This window comes from Sphingomonas sp. LaA6.9 (assembly GCF_022601895.1).
In the GTDB taxonomy this organism is placed as follows: Bacteria; Pseudomonadota; Alphaproteobacteria; order Sphingomonadales; family Sphingomonadaceae; genus Sphingobium_A.
In genome coordinates this window covers 24,306-43,855 of record NZ_JAKVIO010000021.1, presented here as the reverse complement: position 1 = coordinate 43,855, position 19,550 = coordinate 24,306, and the positions used below count along the sequence as shown (strand labels likewise).

Genomic DNA, 19,550 nt, shown 5'->3' with positions numbered 1-19,550 from the left:
CCTCCGCCGGGTGTGGAGCGTAACCCGAGTGCGGAGAATGAAATGGCAATCGACCTTTACTACTGGCCGACCCCCAATGGCTGGAAGATCACCATCGCGCTTGAAGAGATGGCGCTCCCCTACAAGGTTCACACCGTCAATATCGGAGAGGGCGAACAGTTCGCGCCCGAATTCCTGAAGATCAGCCCCAATAACCGCATGCCCGCGATCGTCGATCCCAACGGCCCCGACGGGCATCCGATCTCGGTGTTCGAGTCGGGGGCGATCCTGCTCTATCTCTCGCGCAAGACAGGGCTGTTCGGCGGCGCGAACCTGCGCGAGCGCGCCGAGGTCGAGAGCTGGCTGATGTGGCAGATGGGTGGCCTCGGCCCGATGTCGGGCCAGGCGCACCATTTCCGCAACTATGCCCCCAGGATCGAACCCGACCCCAACCGGACCGAATATGGCGCGACGCGCTATACCAATGAGGTCAACCGGCTTTACGGCGTGCTCGACAAGCGCCTTGCCGATCGCGAATTCGTCGCGGGCGACCTCTCGATTGCCGATTTCGCGATCTGGCCGTGGATATTGCCCGAGGGACAGGGACAGAATCTCGACGATTTTCCGCATCTGAAGCGCTGGCACGAACTGTGCGGCGCGCGCGAAAGCTTCATCAAGGGCAAGGCAGTGTGCGAGGAATTGCGCAAGCCGCTCGAAGCCGACAGCGAGGAAGCGGAAAGGGCGCGGCAGGTGCTCTTCGGCCAGACCGCGCGCGCCTGATCGACGGACGCGGCACGGCGGGGCTTCCGCGGGGCTTTGACCGGCCTTACAGACCTGCCCCATGAGTGCCGCGCTACCCAACCCCCGCATCCCGCTTTCCTCGCTCTCGGCAGCCGCGATCGCCGCGCTGGTCGGCTTTGGTGGGACCGTCGTGCTCGTCGTGCAGGCGGGGCAGACGATTGGCGGTTCAGCCGCGCAGATCGGGTCGATGGTCACCGCGCTCTGCCTCGGCATCGCGATCGCGGGCGCTGGGCTCAGCTATCGGCTGAAAATGCCCGTCGTACTTGCCTGGTCGACCCCGGGCGCCGCGCTGATCGCGGCGAGCAGCACGGGCGCAAGCTGGCCCGTCGCGATCGGGGCGTTCATCGCCGCCGCCGCTATGATGGCGCTGCTCGGCCTCGTCCCCGCGCTCGGCCGGCTCGCCGCGCGGATTCCGCCTGCGGTCGCCTCGGCGATGCTCGCGGGGATCCTGCTGCCCTTCTGCCTCGCGCTGTTCCGCACCTTCCAGTCCGACGCGGTGCTCGCGGGGCTGCTGCTCGTCATCTTCGTCGTCGCGCGCCAGAAATTCCCTGCCTATGCGCTGCTGATCGTCCTCGTCGCCGCGATCGCGCTCGTGGTCGGGCGCGGCGACATCGCGCCGCATGACGGCGGCACGATGTTCGGCGGAATGAGCGCGACGCTGCCCGCGTTCGACTGGCGCGCTATCGTCAGCCTCGGCGTGCCGCTCTTCCTCGTCACGCTCGTCTCGCAGAACCTGCCCGGCTTCGTCGTGCTGCGCTCGGCCGGCTATCAGCCCCCTTCGCAGCCGATCCTGTTCGTCACCGGCATGGCCTCGCTGCTGCTCGCCCCCTTCGGCGCGCACAGCGTCAACCTCGCCGCGATCACCGCGGCGATCTGCACCGATACCGACGCACACCCCGACCCTGCGCGCCGCTGGCTGGTGGGGATTTTCTATGCCGGCTTCTATCTGCTGCTCGCGGCCTTCGCGGTGCCGCTGGTCGGGCTGTTCATGGCGATGCCGCACGAGACGGTCGCGGCGATCACCGGGATCGCGCTGATCGGCCCGCTGGTCAACGCGCTGGGTGGGATGCTTGCCGAATCCCACGACCGCGAGCCCGCGGTGCTGACCTTCGCGGCCACAGCGTCGGGGATGACGCTGCTCGGCGTCGGATCGGCATTCTGGGGTCTCGTCGCGGGCTTTCTCGCGCTCGGCGTCCGGCGGCTGTTTCAGGCGATGCCGTCGATCCAGTCCGCAAGCTCGCCCAGCGCCGACAGCTCCGCAAAGCGCGGGTGATCCGCGGGGGCGTCCGCCGCCTCATGCGCCCAGACCAGCGGATAGGGGATGAGCGCCGCCCAGCTTCCTGCTTCGAGCGCGGGGAGCACGTCCGAACGCACCGAATTGCCCGCCATCACCGCCTGCTCCGCCGCGCCGTGGTGCGCGAAGATGCGCGCATAGACGTCGGCGGTCTTCTCGCTGACGATCTCGACGCCCGAGAAGAACGAGCCCAGCCCCGAGGCGGCGAGCTTCTGTTCCTGGTGGAACAGATCGCCCTTGGTGATGAGCACCAGCTTCGCGCGGCCCGCGAGCGTCTCCAGCGCGTCCTCGACGCCGGGCAACGGCTCGATCGGGTGGTGCATCATCTCGCGCCCCGCCGACAATATCTCGGCCAGCACTTCGGCGGACACGCGCCGGTCGCTCACCTCCAATGCGGTCTCGATCATCGAGAGCGTGAAGCCCTTGGCGCCATAGCCATAGGTCACAAGGTTGCGCCGCTCGATCGCGGCAAGCTCGGCCTCGATCGCGTGCGGCTCCGCGAAGTCGCCGAGCAGCTCGTTGAACCGCGCATGGGTCATCCGGAAGATCGTCTCATTGTGCCAGAGCGTGTCGTCGGCATCGAGACCGATGATCGAGATGGGCATGACGCGACTCCTATTACGATGCGGCGCCGCGATAGCCGCCCGATCCGGCATGGAGCAAGCCGCCCTTTCCTCATCGGCGATCCTGTTCTAGCTTCCCGCCTATCCGAAGCGCCCGGTGCGGGCGCGCAGCACAGAGCCGATCGCTTCATGACCTTGCGTAAGATTGTGTCCACCACCCTGCTCGCCGCGCTTGCCGCATGCGGCTCCGCAAAGAACGAGAACACCGCCGCGCCGCAGGCCGCGCCCGTGCTGTTCACCGAGGATGCGAAGGACACGCACAGCTTCGCGCGACCCGAAGAGGCGCGCGTCAGGCATGTCTCGCTCGATCTCACGACCGATTTCGACACCAGGGTGGTGCAGGGCACCGCGACGCTCGACATCGAGACCGCGCCGGACGCGAAGGAGGTCGTGCTCGACAGCAAGAGCCTCAATATCAGCCGCGTCACCGATACCGAGGGACGCGCGCTGCCCTTCGCGCTCGGCAAGGGTGACGAGGTCCACGGCCAGCCACTTACCGTCCAGTTGGGCGGCGCAAAGAAGATCGTCGTGCATTACGCCTCGGCGCCCGGCGCTGCCGCACTGCAATGGCTTTCGCCGTCGCAGACCGCGGGCAAGAAGCTCCCCTATCTGTTCAGCCAGGGTCAGGCGATCCTCAACCGGACGTGGATCCCGACGCAGGACAGCCCCGGCATCCGCCAGAGCTGGGATGCGACGATCACCGTCCCCGAGGAACTGACCGCGGTGATGAGCGCCGAGATGCTGACGCCAGAGGGCGAGGAAACCGACGGCGGCCGCGTCTTCCGCTTCAAAATGGACAAGCCCGTCGCCCCCTATCTGATCGCGATCGCGGTGGGCGATCTCACCTTCAAGGAAATCGGCCCGCGGACCGGCGTGTGGACCGAACCCGCAATGCTCGAAAAGAGCGCGTGGGAGTTTGCCGATCTGGAGAAGATGGTTTCGGCCGCGGAGGGGCTTTACGGACCCTATCGCTGGGGCCGCTACGACCTGCTCGTGCTGCCGCCGAGCTTTCCCTTTGGCGGGATGGAAAATCCGCGGCTCACCTTCCTCACCCCGACCGTGATCGCGGGCGACCGCTCGCTCGTGTCGCTGATCGCGCACGAACTCGCGCATAGCTGGTCGGGCAATCTCGTCACGAACGCCACCTGGGACGATTTCTGGCTCAACGAGGGTTTCACGACCTATTTCGAGAACCGGATCATGGAGGCGATGGAGGGCAAGGAGCGCGCCGCGATGCTCGCCGATCTCGGCTGGTCGGACATGGAGCAGGCGTTCACCGATGTCGGCGGCTCGCGCTCCAAGGATACCCAGCTTCACCTGAACCTCGACGGCCGTGATCCCGACGACGGCATGACCAACGTCGCCTATGAAAAAGGCGCGGTGTTCCTGCGCACGATCGAACAGACCGTCGGCCGCGAAAAATGGGACGCGTATTTGAAGAGCTATTTCGACCGCTTCGCCTTCCAGCCCCAGACGAGCGCCGGCTTCATCGCCGATCTGCGCAAGAACCTGTTGGGCGGCGACGCGGCGCTGGAGAAGAAGATCGGCGTTGAAGAGTGGATCTATCAGCCCGGCGTTCCCGCCAATGCGGTCCATCTGAAGGCCGCGAGCTTCGCTGCGATCGACCAGGCGGCGAAGGCCTTCTCGGGCGGCCAGCCCGCCTCCTCGATCGATGCCTCGAAATGGTCGACGCAGGAGCGCGTGCGCTTCCTCAACGCGCTGCCGCGCAGGCTGACGCCAGCGCAGCTCGCCGATCTCGATGCGACATGGAAGCTGGGCAGCACGGGCAATGGCGAGATCCGCTTTGCCTGGCTGATGCTCGCGGTCGCCAACCGCTACGACCCCGCGGCGGCCTCTGCCGAACAGTTCCTGACCGCGCAGGGCCGCCGCAAGTTCGTCAGCCCCTTGTTCGAGGCGCTCGAGAAGCAGGGCGAATGGGGCAAGCCGATCGCCGCCAGAATCTACGCCAAGGCGCGCCCGGGCTATCATTCGGTGACCGCCGTGACCGTCGACAAGATGCTTGGCTGGAAAGCCTGAATTCGTGATCCCGGCCGCAATTGCGGCCGGGATCACCGTTCGTCGACACCTCATCGCGGAGTCGTAACAACTCGCCGCAAAGGTTGAGCTGCGTTAACCCGACCCTATTCCGCCTTGCACAAAACCCCTCCATGAGAAGGCCATAGGGGTCGCACAGGGGGTTTCATGATTTCGCGAGCGAAGCGCGCAGCAGCAGGCATTGCCATGCTGATCGGCATGACGATCGCCTCGATCGCCCCCGCCGCGGCCCAATACTGGCAGTGCGCACCCTATGCGCGTTCGATTTCGGGCATCGAGATCTACGGCAACGCACACACCTGGTGGGCGCAGGCCGAGGGCAAGTACGATCGCGGCAACGTGCCGCAGGTCGGCGCGGTGCTCGCAATGAAATCCTCGGGCAAGATGCGCCTCGGCCATGTCGCGATGGTTTCGAAGGTTCTCTCCGAGCGTGAAGTTCTCCTCATCCACGCCAACTGGTCGCGCGGCGGCCAGATCGAGCGCGATGTCCGCGCGATCGACGTTTCCGAAGCCGGCGACTGGAGCGAGGTGAAGGTCTGGTACGGCCCGATGGCCGATCTGGGCATGACCGAATATCCCGCCTATGGCTTTATCTACGCCAAGGCCAAGGCCGAGCCCGCAATCCAGATCGCCGACAGCCGCCTTGCCCGCATGCCCGCGGTGATGGCGGCATTCCGTGCACAATCGGGCGACTGAACGCCGCCGCGCAATTTTCCGGACGCCAGGACAAAAAAGGCCATCCAACCACACGGCTGGACGGCCTTTTTCGTATACAGAGACTGCCCGCGACGCGGACCTGGCCCCGGCAAGAGTCAGCCTTCCGGCGACGCCTCCCCGGCCTTCACATCCTCGTACCACGCCTCGACGGCGCCGCTCAGCTTGAGCGTCAGCGGCTTGCCCTTGCGGTCGAGCGTCTTGCCCGCCTGAACGCGGATCCAGCCTTCGGAGATGCAATATTCCTCGACATTGTGCTTCTCGACGCCCTTGAAGCGAATGCCGACACCGCGCGCGAGCAGTTCGGCATTGTGGAAGGGGCTTTCGGGATCGATTGCAAGGCGGTCGGGAGGCGTATCGCTCATCGGAACATCTTTCAGCTGGGATATGGCCGCGGCCCTAGCGAACCGCCACGCCCCGCGTCAATCGTCGATCAGCCCGTGACGTCGCAATAGACCGGCCGGATGGCGCCAGAGTCGGCATAGATCTGGAATCGCGCCAATGCACCCTGGACGCCCGCGATCGGAAGCGGCGCCGCACGGTCAGCAGCCAGCCGCGTTGCGTGGAGCAGGTTGATTGCGGCGTCGGGACGCGTCGTCAGCACGCGCCCGCGCCGTTCGCTCGCCGCCGAATTGATACCGACGACCGTCCCGGCGGCGTCGAGGGTCGGCCCGCCGCTGATCCCGCCAAGCGCATGATCGAACTCGGGAAAGCGCGCGACCTCGGCCCAGGCAAGCACGGGTTCGGTGCGCCCCGGCCCGCGCGCAGCGCTTCCCGGCCCGATCAGCCGGCTGTGCACGACCGCGGGCCGCCCCGAAGGAAAGCCCATGTGATAACCGTCGGCTCCCGCGACGGGCTCGTGTGCGGCAAGCGGCAGGATCTCCGGGCTTGGCAGACCATCGGTGATGATCGCGGCATCGCTCACGCGGCTCTGGAAGACGCCGCGAACACGCGCGGCCTGTGCGGGGCCTGTCGACAGACCGATCCGGTCACAGGCACGCACGACATGTTCGGCGGTCATCCACAGGCCATTCGCCGAGATCGCGAAGGCTGTACCCTGGCTGTCCTGCGGCCTGCCACTCTCGTCGATGCCATATTCGGGCGCGGGCAGTTGCCCGGGCAAGGGCATCTGCTCCTCGATCGGCGGGCGGCGCGGATTGCCGTCGGGCTCGCGCACCGGCCGCTCCTCGCGCCCGAAGAACAGCGTAACGAGCAAAAGGAACAAAAATGCCGGGAGGAGCGAACAGCCCTGGCGCGAGCCCATGAACTCAGCCCGACACCGCCGCCGCGGTCAGCATGGCGACGGAGATCTTGGTCATCGCAAGGAAGATCGCCGCTGACTTCTCGTCATGCTCGATGCGCTTGGGAAGGTGGTGAAGGATCAGGTCGACCCCGCGAAAGGCGATGACCTGGATGATGAGGATCACCGTGCCCCAGACCGCGACGTCCCAGACATTGACCGAGGCGCGCAGGCAGAAGGCCATCGGGATGGCGAGGCCGACCGCCGCGCCGCCGAGCGAGATCGCCGCCGCCTGATTGCCCTGGCGGATCAACTCCATCTCCTTGTGCGGTGTCAGCCAGAGATAGACGAATAGCGCGAGCAGGAAGACCGCGAGCGAGACGCCCAGATGCAGCAGCAACACGGGTAGGCCCGCAATCAGGCTTTGCAGAACGGGTTCCAAGCTTTCACTCCCCTTCGGATCGACGGGCTTGCCGCACCCATTTGGCCGGCCGGGCATTCGCGGTCAATCGGCCGGAAGCACCTGGTACGATTATCGCAACATATCCAGAAAGCGGTGAATCTGCTGGATCACGACCGATCCTTCGCCCACGCCCGAAGCGACGCGCTTCACCGAGCCCGAGCGGACATCGCCGACCGCGAATATCCCCGTCCTGCTAGTAGTGAAAGTTCCGCCGTCCCTTCCGGTGACGACGAACCCGGCGGCATCGAGATCGAGGCAGCCTTGAAGCCAAGCCGTGTTCGGCACGGCGCCGATCATGACGAACAGCGCGCCAACATCCTGCCGCGCTGCATCGCCCGTCAGCTGGTTGCGCCACGTCACCCCGTCCAGCGACTGATCACCATGCAGCTCCGAGATCTCCGAATGGCCATGAAGCGTGATCCTCGGCGACGCCGCGATCCGGTCGATCAGATAGCTCGACATGGTCGAGGCGAGCCCGGTGCCCCGCACGAGCATGTGCACATGCTGCGCCGTGCGTGAGAGGAACACCGCCGCCTGCCCCGCCGAATTGCCGCCGCCGATCACCACCACGGGCTGGTTGGCGCACAGATTGGCTTCCATCGCCGTCGCCGCATAGTGGATGCCCTGCCCTTCGAAGGCCTCGTAGCGAGGCAGATCGAGCTTGCGATAACTCGCGCCCGTCGCGACGACGACTGCACGGGTCTTCAGGGTGCTGCCATCTTCAAGCGCGATGACGAACGGCTGGCCGGAACAGTCCAGACTGTCGGCGCTGCGCGACACAGCCAGCCGCGCCCCGAACTTGAGCGCCTGCACCTGCGCGCGTCCCGCCAGTGCCTGCCCCGAGATTCCCGTCGGAAAACCGAGATAATTTTCGATCTTGGAGCTCGTTCCGGCCTGGCCACCCGGCGCGATCCCCTCGATCACGATGGTGTCGAGCCCTTCGGACGCCGCATAAACCGCGGCAGCGAGCCCCGCCGGCCCCGCACCCACCACGGCGAGGTCGTGGACATGCTCCGGATCGATGGTGATCGTCAGCCCGAGAACATCCGCGAGCGCGTGGTTGCTGGGGTTGCGAAGCGGCGCGCAGTCGGCGACCACGACCGGCAGATCGCCCTGCTCGAGATGGAACCATTCGAGCAGGCCCGCCGCGGCCGGATCGCGTTCGGTGTCGATCAGCCGGTGCGGATAGCCATTGCGCAGGAGGAAGGAGAGCAGCCGGACGGTATCCGCCGAATGCCCCGCACCGACGAGCGTCACCCCGCCGTGCCCATGCTGGAGAAGCGCTACGCGGCGGAGGATGAACGCACGCATCAATATCTCGCCGATATCGGGCTCGGCCGAAATCAGCTTGCGGAATGCCTCGCGCGCAACGCGTACGACGCGGGTCTCGCCGATCGCGCGCGCGCTCACGAGTATCTGCCGGTCGGTGAACAGGTCGATCTCGCCGGTAAACTGGCCTGGGCCGTGAACTGTGATGACATTGGGCGCGCAGCCCTGGCTGAACTCGAGCACCTCGACCCCGCCACTCTGCACGAGGAAGAAGTCCACGTGACGGTCGCCACGCGTGAAGAGCTTCGCGCCGTCGCAGACCGTCTCCGCGTTCCCGAATGCGGCGACGCGCATCGCCATATCTTGCGAAAGCACAGGGAATGTCTGCGCGAGACGCGCCATGGGGTCGCTGGGGTCAAGCTCCGAAACGCCGGGATTCGAGTCGCTCATCCCTCGAGCTTATGGTGTCCGCTGCCGGCATGCGAGCGGGATCGTGCCCCTGAAACGATCAAGTCTAGCGACAGTAACGTACCCGCACGCGCCGATCGATATAAGGATCGTACACCCACCGCGTCGCGCAGCGCGGACCGTAATAATAATAGGGATGGGGCCGCGGATAATAATAACGGTCGTAATCGTAATAATAGGGCGGCGGGTAATAACGGTAATAAGAGCGCGGATAATAGGGACGGCCATAATGATGGCCGTGATAATGGCGACGCGCGTCCGCCGAACCCGCGCTCCCCACAAGCATCGCGGCACCTATGCCAAGCGTTGCGGCCTTCCAGCCAGAACCGAGCATGCCAGCCTCCTGTCCCCCCGCGATGAGGGCGTCGGTCGACTCGCATGGTCGGCACGGCGTCCAGGCGGTGCAGAGACTAGAGGCAAGTGGCTGAACCCGCGAGGAACCCGAAATTCATCGGGGGTTCAGCCGGATTTTGACGTCAGGCCGCCTTGGCGCGGTTGGCCTTCTTGCGCTCATGCGGATCGAGGTGACGCTTGCGGAGACGGATCGACTTGGGAGTCACCTCCACGAGTTCATCATCGTCGATATAGGCGATCGCCTGCTCGAGCGTCATCTTCCAGGGCGGGGTCAGACGGATCGCATCATCCTTGCCGCTTGCTCGGAAGTTGGTGAGCTGCTTGGACTTCATCGGATTGACTTCGAGATCCTCGGTCTTGGCGTTCTGACCGATGATCATGCCTTCGTAGAGCGCCTCGCCGACGCCGACCATCAGCACGCCGCGCTCTTCGAGCGGGCCGAGCGCATAGGCATTCGCCTCGCCCGCACCGTTCGAGATCAGCACACCATTGGCGCGGCCCTCGATACTGCCCTTGTACGGCCCGTATTTCTCGAACAGCCGGTTCATGATGCCCGTGCCACGCGTGTCCGACAGGAACTCGCCATGATAGCCGATCAGCCCGCGCGAGGGTGCGGAGAAGGTGATGCGCGTCTTGCCGCCGCCCGAGGGACGCATGTCGGTCAGCTCAGCCTTGCGGATCGACATCTTCTCGACGACGGTGCCCGAATGCTCGTCGTCGACGTCGATCACGACGGTTTCATAGGGCTCCTCGCGGCCCGCGGGGCCATCCTGGAAGAGCACGCGCGGACGCGAGATGCCGAGTTCGAAGCCTTCGCGGCGCATCGTCTCGATGAGCACGCCCAGCTGGAGTTCGCCACGGCCAGCGACTTCGAACGAGTCCTTGTCCTCGCTCTCGGTGACGCGGATCGCGACGTTCGATTCGGCCTCGCGGAACAGCCGATCGCGGATCATGCGGCTGGTGACCTTGGTCCCCTCGCGGCCCGCCATCGGGCTGTCGTTGACCGCGAAGCGCATCGACAGCGTCGGCGGGTCGATCGGCTGCGCCTGGATCGCGTCAGTCACCGAGATGTCGGCGATCGTGTTGGCGACGGTCGCGACGGTCATGCCCGCGAGCGAGATGATGTCGCCCGCCCTGGCCTCTTCAACCGGCACCCGCTCAAGCCCGCGGAACGAGAAGATCTTGGACGCGCGGCCAGCTTCCATGACGTTGCCGTCCATGTCGAGCGCGTGGATCGCCTGGTTGACCTTGACGGTACCCGAGGCGACGCGGCCCGTAAGAATGCGGCCGAGGAAGTTGTCGCGATCGAGCAGCGTGACGAGGAACTTGAACGGACCGTCCTCGTTGAGCGCGGGCGCGGGCACATGGCTCACGATCTTCTCGAACAGCGGCTCCAGCGTGCCTTCGCGCGCCGTGGGATCGTCACTGGCATAGCCATTGCGGCCCGAGGCGAAGAGAACGGGGAAGTCGAGTTGCTCGTCGGTGGCGTCGAGGCTGACGAACAGGTCGAACACTTCGTCGAGCACTTCCTGCGTGCGCTCATCCGCACGGTCGATCTTGTTGACGACGACGATCGGCCTGAGGCCGAGCGCGAGCGCCTTGCCCGTCACGAACTTGGTCTGCGGCATCGCGCCTTCGGACGAATCGACCAGCAGGATAACGCCGTCGACCATCGAGAGGATGCGCTCCACCTCGCCGCCGAAATCGGCGTGACCGGGCGTATCGACGATGTTGATCCGCGTGCCCTGCCAGTCGACCGAGGTGCACTTGGCAAGAATCGTGATCCCGCGTTCTTTTTCGAGATCATTCGAGTCCATCGCGCGCTCTTCGACGCGCTGATTGTCGCGGAAGGTGCCCGACTGGCGGAAAAGCTGGTCAACGAGCGTGGTCTTGCCATGATCGACGTGCGCGATGATGGCCACATTGCGGAGGCTCATTCAGGAGTCCTGGTGCTTTGAGAAAAAGGGTCGGCCGCGCCCATAGCGCATTTGTTGCATCGCGGAAAGGGGTGGATCGACGCGCGCGGGGCAAGCGCGCGCCGCGAGCCGTCAAAGCGTCATGATGCCGCGCTGGGGCTGGCGGGAGACCACCGACTCCGCGACCAGCCGTGCGCCGGCATCGAGCAGCGCCTGTCGGCGCCCGACGATGGTGGTGCTGCGCTGGACATCCTCGAAGGGCACGAGGCATGCGAGCGCGGGATGGGCAAGGACGCGCCCGACATAGCCGGCGGTCAGTGGCCAGCGTGCCGCATCGGGCGTGAATTCGGCATAGGCAGCGTTGCGGAAGAAGGACGCAACCGAGATGTCGGCAAGGCCGATGTCGCCGAACAGGAAGCCATTGGCGGGTAGTTGGGTCTCGAGATAGTCGAGCGTTGTGGGTATGTCTTCGGCCAGCGTCTTTTCGACGCGCGCGACGTCGCCGGGTTCGCCCCAGACCGCGGGGTGGACAACGCGCTGGTAGAACAGCCCCCAGATGAAGACATCGCCCAGCCGCGTATCGGCAAATTCCTCGAACCAGCGCGCACGCGCACGGTCCTTTACATCCGCGGGCAGCAGGGGATGGCCAGGCCAGGCTTCATCCAGATATGCGCAGATAACCGAGGAGTCGCAGAGTGTCAGGTCGCCGTCGACCAGCACGGGAATGCGGCGCAACGGGCTCATGCAAGCGAAGTCATCATTGCCGAAAAAGGGGGTGATCGGATCGATCTCGTAATCGAGCCCCTTCAGGTTGAGGCAGGCAAGAACCTTGCGGACATAGGGACTGACATAGCTGCCGATGATCTTCATGCGTTGCTCCTGATTTCCCGCAGGATGGGACAGCGCGACCATGGGCGCAAGCGGGCTACGGTCGGCGCGCCGCTGCCTCGGGGGCGGAATAGAGCCGGCGCAGAACCGCGCTGTTATAGAGCGACCGGGGCTCATCGCGCACAAACGCCGCGGCCTCGGCGGGATTGCGCCAGCCACGGAGCTGCGACGCAGCATCGCCCTGACCGCGATGGAGTGCCTGCTGGATCGCAAGCAGCTCGCGATCGGCGGTGCGGAGCGCGTCGCGATGCGCGCCGAGCCCCTTGACCGCATAGCGCTCGTCGATCTGGCCAAGCGCGGTACGCATCGCGGCAATCATCAGCCGGGCGGTCGCGGCGTCATCAGCGGCCAGCGCGACAAGCGCCGCCGTACGCGCCCGCGCGATGTCGTCACGCTGATCGCGAAGCACGACGACAGCCGTTTGGTCCCGTCCGCACGCTGTCGTGTCGAGCGCGCGGACATAGGCGGCAAGCCCGTCAAGCACCCGCGAGGACGGCTCGGCCCCGTCGAACTCCTCGACGACAAGGCCGCGGATGAAGTTACGAAGCGCAGGATCGGCGGGCGCGCGCGACACCTTGCCGGGCATGGCGAGATCGGGGATCGGCCGCGGATCGAAGACCTGATTGCCACGATGCGAACTCATCAGCGACGAGGTGACGTCGGCGGTGCCGGGCGCACCCGACAGCCCGGCAAAGAGGAAATCGGGATTGCCCCGTCCTGCCCTGTGGCAGCTTTCGCATGACAATCCCGCGCGCGCCGCCTGCCCGCCGAGAAGCAGTGGCGTGCGAAAGGCCGCCCTGCCCGTCTCGGCACTTGCGCGTACCGCGGGATCGGCGGGCGGCATATAGCATTCGGCAGGACGCTCGCTAAGCGCGCGGGCACGCGTCTCCGGCGCGAGCCAGCGCGCCGCGCGCAATTCGGGAACGGGTGCGGCGGCAATGGCGGACTGGCACAGCGCGAGCGCCGCGCCGAGCCTCAGGATCCCGATGCGCGCGCGGTTGCAATCCAACGCCGCAGTTCCTCCGCCTCATAGCAGCCGAAATCGCAGCTCGCATCGAGCGCCGCGAGCTTCTGTTCGGCACCCGCCAGATCACCGCGTTCGACCATCAGTTCGCCATAATATTCGGTGGCCCCGCGATGCGTTGGCGCGATCGCGAGCGCCGCGAGATAATAGGCTTCGGCGATGTCGTAACGCCTGAGCTTGCGGTGGGCGAAGCCGAGATAGGTCAGAATATCGGGATGCGGGCCGAAGGCACGCTGCGACGCCTTGAGCGCGTCGATTGCGGCGTCATAGCGCTGCTCGTTGATGAGCGCCACCGCGCCCAGATATGCGCTATCCCCCGCCGCCGCGCTCGCGATTGCCGCGTCGGGTACGAGATCGAGCCGCGCCTGAGGCCCCGCGGCGAGCGCCGCGGTGACGTCGTCGACCGCCTTTTGCAGATCGGCCGCCTGCGCGCAGGCCGTGCCGCAAGCGCCCTGTTTCTGCTTGAGCAGGTCAAGCTGCGCCTGCGCCTTTGCCTGATCGCCGAGCTTCGCATAGGTGACACCCAGCTCGCCCTGTGCAGGGATCAGATTGGCGTCGTACTTCACCGCCTTTTCGAAGAGGCTGCGCGCGCCCTTCATATCGCCGTCGCCCGCATGCGCGAGCCCCGCGAGATAATTGGTGTTCGCATCCTTCGGCGCTGCCTTGAGAACGCGGTCGAGCGATTTGCGCGCCGTCTTGTAGTTCTTCTCGCCCAGTGCGGCGACGCCGTTGCGATAATCCTCCGCCGGGTCGTAGTTCGGCGCGCTCATGCTCGGCATCGATCCACCGCCACCCCCGCCGCCGCCGGCCGCCAGCACGGCGCTTCCCGAAGCTGCGAGCGCCGTCGCCAGCACAATGCTGCCCGCCATCCGGTAGCCAAGCATTGTCAGATCCTCTCCTGAAAGATCGCGATGCCTCCGAACTAGCACAAATCGCCTGTTGCGCCAATCGAACGCAGGCGACAGGGTCGCGCGCATGACCACCTTCGCCGGTGCGCTCAAGCGCCTGATTCCCGACCGATTCCTGCTCGTGCTGATCGCCACCGTGATCGCCGCCTCGCTGCTGCCCGCGCGCGGGCAGGCGCTGGAGGCGATCGGCACGATTTCCACCGCGGCGATCTTCACGCTGTTCTTCATGCACGGCGCGCGGCTGAGCCATGCAGCGGTGTTCGAGGGGCTGAAGCGCTGGCGGCTTCAGCTTGCGATCCTCGTCTTCGGCTATGGCATCATGCCATTGTTCGGGCTTGGTTTTTCGCAGCTGCTCGACGGCTGGCTGAGCCCCGGACTGGTGCTGGGGATCATCTTCCTGGCTGTGCTGCCGACAACGGTACAGTCCTCGATCGCCTATAGCTCGCTGGGCGGCGGTAATGTCGCGGGATCGGTGATCGCGGCGGCGGCGTCGAACCTGCTCGGCGTCGTGCTGACGCCGCTGCTGTTCGCAGCGCTCGCCAGCACACAGGGCGGCGATGCCGGCTTGTCGGCGATCGGCAAGATCATGCTGCTGCTCCTCCTGCCCTTCTGCCTCGGCCAGATCGCGCAGCGCTTCGTTTCGGGCTGGATCGGCCGGCACCGCGCGCTGGTCGGTTTTCTCGACAAGCTGACGATCGTGCTCGCGGTCTATGTCGCGTTCTCCGAGGCCGTGACGGGCGGAATCTGGCAGCGCGTCTCGGGCGAGGAACTGACGATTGTCGTGGCGGCGGTGACCGCGCTGCTGCTGCTGGCCTTCGCTGCCTCATGGGGCCTGGGTGCACTGCTCAAAAAGCCACGCGCGGACCGGATCACGCTGCTGTTCTCAGGCTCGCACAAGAGCCTCGCCACGGGCGCGCCGATGATCCGCATCCTGTTCGCGGGACCCGAGGCTGGCGCCATCCTGCTGCCGCTGATCCTCTACCATCAGTTGCAGTTGATGCTTTCGGCAGTGATCGCGGGCAGGCTGGCCCGTCATGCTTGAATAACACAGCATTTCCCTCCATCTTGGGGCGGCAAGGGCAGGAGGATATGAATGGCTGATCAGACCTTGGTTGCGGAAGAACTCAAATTGTCCGCGCCCGAGCCCGTTGCGCCGATTGCGCCCGAAAAGGCGGCGGGGCTCGTCCCGCTCGAAGAGGGCCAGAAGTCCAAGCTCGATGAGAAGGTCGACGCCTTCATCGCCGATCTCGTCGCGCAGGATGCAAACAGCCCGGAATTCGGCGCGCGCGTCGACCAGATCACCAATATGGGCCGCAAGGAAATCGCGGACGCCGCTGGCCAGTCCAACCGCTTCCTCGATCGGCCCGTGCGCGCGATGGATCAGGAATCGGGCGTCGGCAACGACCTTGCCGAGCTGCGCCGCACCGTCGAAGATCTCGATCCGGGCCGTCGCGGCAACCTGATGGCGCCGCGCAAGATCTTCGGGATCATCCCTTTCGGTTCGAAGCTGCGCAACTATTTCGACGGCTACAAATCCGCGCAGGGGCATATCTCCTCGATCCTTGCGCGCCTTGCCTCGGGCAAGGACGAACTGCTCAAGGACAATGCCGCGATCGCGGTCGAGCGCCAGAATCTCTGGGCCGCGATGGGCCGGCTCGAGCAGATGATCCATGTGTCCAAGGCGCTCGACGCAAAGCTCGAAGCCAAGGCGATGGAGCTGGAATCGACCGATCCTGCCAAGTCCAAGGCAATCAAGGAAACCGCGCTCTTCTATGTCCGGCAGCGCACGCAGGACCTGCTTACGCAGATGGCGGTCACGGTGCAGGGCTATCTCGCGCTCGATCTCGTCAAGAAGAACAATGTCGAGCTGGTGAAGGGTGTCGACCGCGCATCGACGACGACGGTGGGCGCGCTCAGGACCGCGGTGACCGTGGCGCAGGCGCTGACCAACCAGAAGCTCGTGCTCGAACAGATCACCTCACTCAACACGACGACCGCGAAGATCATCGACGGCACGGGCGAGCTGCTCAAGACGCAGACCGCCGCGATCCACGAGCAGGCCGCATCGAGCACGATCCCGCTCGAAACGCTGCAGCGCGCCTTCCAGAATATCTACGACACGATGGACAGCATCGACACCTTCAAGCTGAAGGCGCTCGATTCGATGAAGACCACGGTCAACACGCTGTCCAACGAGGTCGAGAAGTCGAAGGGCTATATCGCGCGCGCCGAGGGCGCCGCACAGAGCTCGGCCAGCGGCGGTTCGCCGCTGCTGAGCGCGATCGAGGCGTGATGCGATGGTCACTGATGTCGATCGCGCAATCGAGCGCGCCGGGGCGCTGATCGGACGGCTGTCGCCCCAGGCGCAGCGCCTCCAGCAACGCGTGCGACAGAAACGGCGCGCTCATTTCCTCAAGAAGCTCGGCCGCGTTGTCATCGCGGGCGGCGCGATCATGGTTGCCTCCGCACTGTTCGGTCTCTTCTTCGCGCCGATCGGCAGCACGGGCGTGATGCTCGCCTTTGGCCTGTGGATCCTCGCCGCCTGGGTGCTGATGGTCTATCCGAAATTCCCCGAGGCAAGCACCGAAACGCTCGTCCAGACAGACCTCAAATATCTGCCCGCGCAGACCGAGGTGTGGCTGGCCAATCAGCGCAAGGCACTCCCTGCCCCTTCGCAGCGACTGCTCGACGGCATCGGGGTCAGGCTGGAGACGCTCGCACCGCAGCTCCAGAGCATCGATCCGCGCGAGCCCGCGGCGGTCGAGGTGCGCAAGATCCTCGCCGACCACCTGCCCGAACTCGTCAACGGCTACCGGCGCGTCCCCGAAACGCTGCGCGGCGAGCGCCAGGCCAATGGCCAGACCCCCGACCAGCAGCTCGAGGCGGGGCTCAAGCTGATCGACGAGGAAATCGGCGAGATGACGCGCAACATCGCCGCGGGCGATCTCCACAGCCTCGCCACGCAGGGCAAGTTCCTCGAACTCAAATATCGCGGCGCCGAGGGAATAGAGAGCTAGTCCACAGGATTCGCTTGGAGAATCGCCCGGGCTCCGTCTAGCCTTCCCGCAAGGGGGAATAGATGGATTCGGCGTTTGCGTTCATGCTCGACGGCGACACGATTGTGTTCACCGTTGCGCTCGTACTCATGGCACTGATCGGGCTGGTCGAAGCGATTGGGCTTGGCGGTGCCGGATTGGGCCTCGACACCGACGCGCCGGACAACGACCTCCTGAGCTGGCTCGGAGTGGGCCAACTGCCCTTGCTCGTCCTGCTGGTCGTCGTCCTCACGCTGTTCGGCGTTATCGGCCTGTCTTTCCAGCAACTGATGGTCGAACTCACCGGCGAAACGATCACTCCATGGCTCGCGGGCCCTGCAGCGGCCGCGGCCGCCCTTCCTTTGACCGCTGTGCTCGCCCGGCCGCTCGCGCGCATCCTGCCCCGCGACGAGACCAGCGCGATCGACATCGACGATCTCGTCGGCCTCCGCGCAGTGATCGTGACGGGCCGCGCCACGTCCGGCTCCCCGGCGCGCGCGCGCGTGCGCGATCATCACGGCCAGAATCACTATGTGATGGCCGAGCCCGACAATGCCGGACAGAGCTTCGCCGAGGGCGAGGAAATCATCCTCGTCCGCCGCGAAGCACACCTGTTCAAAGCCATAACAGAAGGTCGCACCTTCATCCCTCAACTGGATAGCTGACAGACATGAACCAGATCGTCGAAAACGGCGGGGGCCTGCTCTCCGTCCTCATCATTCCCGCAGTGGGGCTTGTCCTGCTTATTACCCTGGGGGTCATCCTCGCCCGCCTCTACAAGCGCGCTTCCAAGGAGATCGGCTTCGTCCGCACGGGCTTTGGCGGCGAAAAAGTCGTCATGAACGGCGGCGCTCTGGTGCTTCCCGTCTTCCACGAGACCATGCCCGTCAACATGAACACCGTGCGGCTCGCGGTTGAACGCAAGAATGCCGATGCGCTCATCACGCTCGATCGGTTGCGCATCGACGTGAAGGCCGAATTCTATGTCCGCGTGAAGCCCGATGCGGGATCGATCGCGGTCGCCGCGCAGACGCTCGGCCTGCGCACAATGAACCCCGAGGCATTGAAGGAACTGGTCGAGGGAAAGTTCGTCGACGCACTGCGCTCGGTCGCAGCGGGCATGACGATGAACCAGCTCCACGAGCAACGCGCCGACTTCGTGCAGAAGGTGCAGCAGGTTTCTTCCGCTGATCTCGCGATGAACGGGCTCGAGCTCGAATCGGTTTCGCTGACCGGGCTCGACCAGACCTCGATCGAGCATTTCAACGCCAACAATGCCTTCGACGCCGAGGGCCTTACCAAGCTGACCGAGCAGATCGAGCTGCGCAAGAAGGCGCGCAACGACATCGAGCAGGACACGCGCGTCCAGATCGAGTCCAAGAATCTCGAAGCGGAGCGTCAATCTCTCATCATCGCCCGCGACAACGAGTTCGCCAAGCTGGAGCAGGAGCGCGAGGTCGAGATGCGCCGCGCCGAACAGATATCGGTGGTCGCGCGCCAGCAGGCCGAACGCCAGCGCGAGGCCGATCAGGCGCGGATCGAAGCCAAGCAGATGACCGACGCCAGCCAGATCGAAGCTGACCGCGCGGTGCAGCAGGCCAAGATCGCGCAGGAGCAGGCGATCGAGATCGCCCGTCAGGAGCAGCAGATTGCGGTCCAGAACAAGAGCCGCGAGGAAAGTCAGGCGCGTGCCGAAGCAGACAAGGCGCGTGCCGAAGCGGTTGCGGCCGAGGAACAGGTCTCGACCGCGCGCGAATCCGAGATTGCAGAGCGTGCAAAGAAGATCGAACTGATCGAGGCTTCGAAGGAAGCCGAGCGCCAGGCGATCGCGGTCAAGGTCGAGGCCGATGCGGAGAAGCAGGCCGCGGCCGATCGCGCGGAGGCGGTGCTCGAAGCCGCGCGCGGCGAAGCCGAAGCCGAAAAGCTCCGCGCCGAAGCCGCGCGTGTCCGCTTCGAGGTCGAGGCGGCTGGTCAGCGCGCGGTCAACGAGGCCGCAAACCTGCTATCGTCGGACCAGATCTCGCTCCAGACCAAGCTGGCCTTGCTCAAGGTGCTGCCCGAGGTGGTGCGCGAGGCCGCAAAGCCACTGGAAGCTATAGACAGCATCAAGATCGTGCAGGTCGACGGCATCACCGGAAAGGGCGGATCGGCGGGGGCCGCCAATGACGGCGACGGCGGGGGCGATCGCAACCTGGCGAACAGTGCGGTTGCCGCTGCGCTCCGATATCGCGCACAGGCACCGGTGATCGACGGATTGATGAAGGAACTGGGCTTCGATGGCTCGACACTCGATGGTCTCGTCGCGGGGGCGACCGGGTCGACGCGCGAGGCCAGTCTGTCAGACGCGTCGCCTGCTGTCCGGCGGGGCAAGGTGCGTGTGCGCCCGACCGAGACCCCGGAGGAATCCGAGGCAGCCGAGTAGATCCTTCAGGGACATCCCGCCACGCATGGCGCGGCCGGATGTCCCGCGCGATTATGACGCGCTGTTATGCCAAGCGCTCCAACCTCGCAGCAGGACT

The 19,550-nt window shown here is 65.5% G+C and carries 19 protein-coding genes; 9 read left to right on the top strand and 10 right to left on the bottom strand.

The genetic code is table 11. From position 1 onward, the window contains the following. The first annotated feature begins 42 nt into the window (after positions 1 to 42). Entirely contained in the window at positions 43 to 759 is a 717-nt protein-coding gene (locus MKI88_RS11935) for a glutathione S-transferase N-terminal domain-containing protein (RefSeq protein WP_241631607.1), read from the top strand. 61 nt (positions 760 to 820) lie between these two features. After that, positions 821 to 2,053 (top strand): benzoate/H(+) symporter BenE family transporter, encoded by a 1,233-nt coding sequence (locus MKI88_RS11930; RefSeq protein WP_241631606.1) that lies wholly within the window; start codon positions 821 to 823, stop codon positions 2,051 to 2,053. Here MKI88_RS11930 and MKI88_RS11925 read toward each other — a convergent pair. Further along, positions 1,987 to 2,679 carry an HAD family hydrolase gene (locus MKI88_RS11925; protein WP_241631605.1) on the bottom strand — a complete coding sequence of 231 codons (693 nt, stop codon included), beginning with the start codon at positions 2,677 to 2,679 and terminating at the stop codon, positions 1,987 to 1,989. The two genes, MKI88_RS11930 and MKI88_RS11925, sit on opposite strands and share 67 nt — an antisense overlap. A gap of 147 nt (positions 2,680 to 2,826) precedes the next feature. Between MKI88_RS11925 and MKI88_RS11920 the strand changes: the two genes are divergently transcribed. Together MKI88_RS11920 and MKI88_RS11915 are read left to right on the top strand one after the other, a co-directional pair. After that, positions 2,827 to 4,734, top strand: a complete 1,908-nt coding sequence (locus MKI88_RS11920) for a M1 family metallopeptidase (protein ID WP_241631604.1) — start codon at positions 2,827 to 2,829, stop codon at positions 4,732 to 4,734. A gap of 165 nt (positions 4,735 to 4,899) precedes the next feature. After that, positions 4,900 to 5,448, top strand: coding sequence for a CHAP domain-containing protein (locus MKI88_RS11915; protein ID WP_407073347.1), 549 nt, complete (start codon positions 4,900 to 4,902; stop codon positions 5,446 to 5,448). 116 nt (positions 5,449 to 5,564) lie between these two features. Here MKI88_RS11915 and MKI88_RS11910 read toward each other — a convergent pair whose 3' ends face one another. From MKI88_RS11910 to MKI88_RS11870, 9 genes are all read right to left on the bottom strand, one after another. Next, positions 5,565 to 5,831, bottom strand: a complete 267-nt coding sequence (locus tag MKI88_RS11910) for a DUF3297 family protein (RefSeq protein ID WP_241631603.1) — start codon at positions 5,829 to 5,831, stop codon at positions 5,565 to 5,567. A 68-nt stretch (positions 5,832 to 5,899) separates the two neighbouring features. Further along, a complete protein-coding gene (locus MKI88_RS11905; RefSeq protein WP_241631602.1) occupies positions 5,900 to 6,730 on the bottom strand; it encodes a serine protease in 831 nt (276 codons plus the stop codon). A gap of 4 nt (positions 6,731 to 6,734) precedes the next feature. Further along, on the bottom strand, positions 6,735 to 7,148 hold the full coding sequence (locus MKI88_RS11900; RefSeq protein ID WP_241631601.1) for a DUF350 domain-containing protein: 414 nt from the start codon (positions 7,146 to 7,148) through the stop codon (positions 6,735 to 6,737). A gap of 90 nt (positions 7,149 to 7,238) precedes the next feature. After that, the gene (locus MKI88_RS11895) at positions 7,239 to 8,888 is read right to left on the bottom strand and encodes an FAD-dependent oxidoreductase (protein ID WP_241631600.1); all 1,650 of its coding nucleotides are present in this window, start codon (positions 8,886 to 8,888) and stop codon (positions 7,239 to 7,241) included. Positions 8,889 to 8,952: 64 nt separating this feature from the next. Next, on the bottom strand, positions 8,953 to 9,240 hold the full coding sequence (locus tag MKI88_RS11890; RefSeq protein ID WP_241631599.1) for a hypothetical protein: 288 nt from the start codon (positions 9,238 to 9,240) through the stop codon (positions 8,953 to 8,955). A gap of 142 nt (positions 9,241 to 9,382) precedes the next feature. Further along, entirely contained in the window at positions 9,383 to 11,197 is a 1,815-nt protein-coding gene (gene typA / locus MKI88_RS11885) for a translational GTPase TypA (RefSeq protein WP_241631598.1), read from the bottom strand. Positions 11,198 to 11,308: 111 nt separating this feature from the next. After that, the gene (locus MKI88_RS11880; RefSeq protein WP_241631597.1) at positions 11,309 to 12,046 is read right to left on the bottom strand and encodes a glutathione S-transferase family protein; all 738 of its coding nucleotides are present in this window, start codon (positions 12,044 to 12,046) and stop codon (positions 11,309 to 11,311) included. Between the two features lie 55 nt (positions 12,047 to 12,101). Continuing rightward, positions 12,102 to 13,073: a hypothetical protein gene (locus tag MKI88_RS11875; protein ID WP_241631596.1), complete on the bottom strand. Its 972-nt coding sequence runs from the start codon at positions 13,071 to 13,073 to the stop codon at positions 12,102 to 12,104. After that, the gene (locus MKI88_RS11870; RefSeq protein ID WP_241631595.1) at positions 13,040 to 13,972 is read right to left on the bottom strand and encodes a lipopolysaccharide assembly protein LapB; all 933 of its coding nucleotides are present in this window, start codon (positions 13,970 to 13,972) and stop codon (positions 13,040 to 13,042) included. Before MKI88_RS11870 ends, MKI88_RS11875 begins: the two co-directional genes overlap by 34 nt. 91 nt (positions 13,973 to 14,063) lie before the next feature. Between MKI88_RS11870 and MKI88_RS11865 the strand changes: the two genes are divergently transcribed. The 5 genes from MKI88_RS11865 to MKI88_RS11845 all read left to right on the top strand — a co-directional run bounded on the left by MKI88_RS11865 (position 14,064) and on the right by MKI88_RS11845 (position 19,453). Next, the gene (locus tag MKI88_RS11865) at positions 14,064 to 15,038 is read left to right on the top strand and encodes a bile acid:sodium symporter family protein (protein ID WP_241631594.1); all 975 of its coding nucleotides are present in this window, start codon (positions 14,064 to 14,066) and stop codon (positions 15,036 to 15,038) included. 51 nt (positions 15,039 to 15,089) lie between these two features. Beyond that, positions 15,090 to 16,289 carry a toxic anion resistance protein gene (locus MKI88_RS11860; protein WP_241631593.1) on the top strand — a complete coding sequence of 400 codons (1,200 nt, stop codon included), beginning with the start codon at positions 15,090 to 15,092 and terminating at the stop codon, positions 16,287 to 16,289. A 4-nt stretch (positions 16,290 to 16,293) separates the two neighbouring features. After that, positions 16,294 to 17,013, top strand: a complete 720-nt coding sequence (locus tag MKI88_RS11855; RefSeq protein ID WP_241631592.1) for a hypothetical protein — start codon at positions 16,294 to 16,296, stop codon at positions 17,011 to 17,013. A 62-nt stretch (positions 17,014 to 17,075) separates the two neighbouring features. Continuing rightward, positions 17,076 to 17,696 carry an OB-fold-containig protein gene (locus tag MKI88_RS11850; protein ID WP_241631591.1) on the top strand — a complete coding sequence of 207 codons (621 nt, stop codon included), beginning with the start codon at positions 17,076 to 17,078 and terminating at the stop codon, positions 17,694 to 17,696. A 5-nt stretch (positions 17,697 to 17,701) separates the two neighbouring features. Further along, positions 17,702 to 19,453, top strand: coding sequence for a flotillin family protein (locus MKI88_RS11845; RefSeq protein ID WP_241631590.1), 1,752 nt, complete (start codon positions 17,702 to 17,704; stop codon positions 19,451 to 19,453). The last annotated feature ends 97 nt before the right edge of the window (positions 19,454 to 19,550 follow it).